This window comes from Segatella copri (genome assembly GCF_019127135.1).
Lineage (GTDB): Bacteria > Bacteroidota > Bacteroidia > Bacteroidales > Bacteroidaceae > Prevotella.
Window position 1 is genome coordinate 1 of sequence record NZ_JAHOEA010000129.1, and the last position, 1,940, is coordinate 1,940.

Sequence of the window (1,940 nt, forward strand, 5' to 3'; positions counted from 1 at the left end):
GTCGAGTAAGTGGAGGGAATTTCACCCTCCCTTCTCTCGGAACCGTGCTTGACAGTCTCCCATCACACGGCTCTTCGCACTTAACTCTTTTGTTTATTAATTTATATTCTTTATTAACCTAGACGTGGATAGGGTACATATCCCTTCACCCAGTGTGAAAACTCATTTCTGTTGTATGCCGCATACTCCACAAGCCAGTCATACGCCCTGCCAAACTTCCTTCCCTTGGAGAAACGCTTATACTTACGCATCACCCATCGGGTTAGTCGCTCGTTGATGTAATTCAACACCTTGCGGAACTCAGACCTACCAAACTTCATATAGTAGTTCATCCATCCACTAATCTGCGTATCAACTTCATTGCTTATGTCTAGCAGACAAGCAAAAGTCTTATGATTCAGTTTCCAAGCCCTTACGGCTTCTTTAATTCTCTTCATCGACTTCTTGCTTATTGCAGGGAGAAAAGCAGTAAAGTTTTGACCCGTCTTTCTGTTTCTTGCACTTCTAGGTCTGAAGGTAAAGCCTAGAAAGTCAAAGGATGTATGTTCCGAGTCACCTCTTCGATTGCTATCCTTACAATAGACTATCTTTGTCTTCTCTTCATTCAGTTTCAATCCACATTCCTCAAAGCGCTTCATTAGAACAGCTTTCAAGAACTGGGCTTGCTTCTCCGATACGCAGTGGCAGATGGTGTCATCAGCATAACGCTCAAACGGAATCGTTGGATAGTTACGCGACATCCATTCGTCAAACACGTAGTGTAGGAACAAGTTTGCCAAAACCGGACCTATCACAGAACCTTGGGGAACTCCCATCGTTCTTTCTATCACTTCACCTTTCGATGTCTGATAGGGAACTTTGAGCCAACGCTCAATATATAGAAGTACCCATTTCTCCTCTGTATGCTTGCGGACTGCTTTCATCAACAATTCATGATTGATTGTGTCAAAGAACTTACTGATGTCCATATCAAGCACCCAGGGATTCACATAGCAGCGCTCCTTAGCCTTGGCTATGGCTTGATGCGCTCCCTTGCCTGGACGATAGCCATAGGAATCTTCCTTGAAGATAGGTTCGAGTATGGGAGTCAGTACTGATACTACTACCTGCTGCGCTATTCTATCTTCAATCGTTGTTATGCCCAGAGGGCGAGTACCACCATTGGACTTGGGTATTTCTACCAGCTTTACCGCTTTGGGAAAGTAACAGCCAGAACTCATGCGATTCCATATCTTATAAAGGTTCTTGGACATTTCTTTGTCAAATGTCTTTTGGTCAACCTTATCGATACCCGCACTACCCTTGTTTTCCTTCACCTTGTGGTAAGCTTCCCACACCAATCGCTTGTCTATTACAAAAGGTTTTGCCTCGTTCATTGTTTCATCCTCAATTTCTTAAGTTGGACTTTAAATCTGGCTAAGCACGCTACCCCCTTCGCTCCATCCCCATTACAGAGACTTCAACACTACTACGAGGTAGTCCGCCACAGACATGGACATCAGTACTTTCTGCCTTGCGTGTCACGGCTCTCGGCATTTTCCCTTAGCATTCCATGTCTATTTCTCCTGTTCCTCTAAAGAGCCCATGTCAAGTTCATGCCACCTATACACCGCACACCCAGCAGACAGTAAACAGGTTTCCTCTGCCATTATCCCAAGATACAGAATAGACCTTGGTTCTGATGTGACTTGCTAACTTTGCTAACGATGCTTCATCAATGGTTCACTTGCGTTCATCTCCTTGACACATACCTTGCCAACCTTACGGAAGACTTTCAATTGTCGTTCACTACCCATCAGTTTCCATCAGAGCAGCACAAAGTGGTTTGCAATCAGCACCTGCATGCCGAATGCAGTGGGTCTGCCACCATCTCTTTAGAAGTACGACAGAAATCTATCAAATATAGCCAATATCTGACTTCATTCTGTCTCAGGACACAC

At 44.5% G+C, this 1,940-nt stretch carries 2 protein-coding genes; one reads left to right on the forward strand and one right to left on the reverse strand.

Going from position 1 to position 1,940, the window contains the following annotated elements; all coding sequences use genetic code 11:
• Window positions 1–113: 113 nt before the first annotated feature.
• Window positions 114–1,376 carry a group II intron reverse transcriptase/maturase gene (gene ltrA / locus KSW37_RS15420; protein ID WP_217315318.1) on the reverse strand — a complete coding sequence of 421 codons (1,263 nt, stop codon included), beginning with the start codon at window positions 1,374–1,376 and terminating at the stop codon, window positions 114–116.
• A gap of 330 nt (window positions 1,377–1,706) precedes the next feature.
• Between ltrA and KSW37_RS15425 the strand changes: the two genes are divergently transcribed.
• Window positions 1,707–1,940 (forward strand): hypothetical protein (locus KSW37_RS15425; RefSeq protein WP_217315319.1); only part of this gene is annotated, 234 nt, incomplete at its 3' end.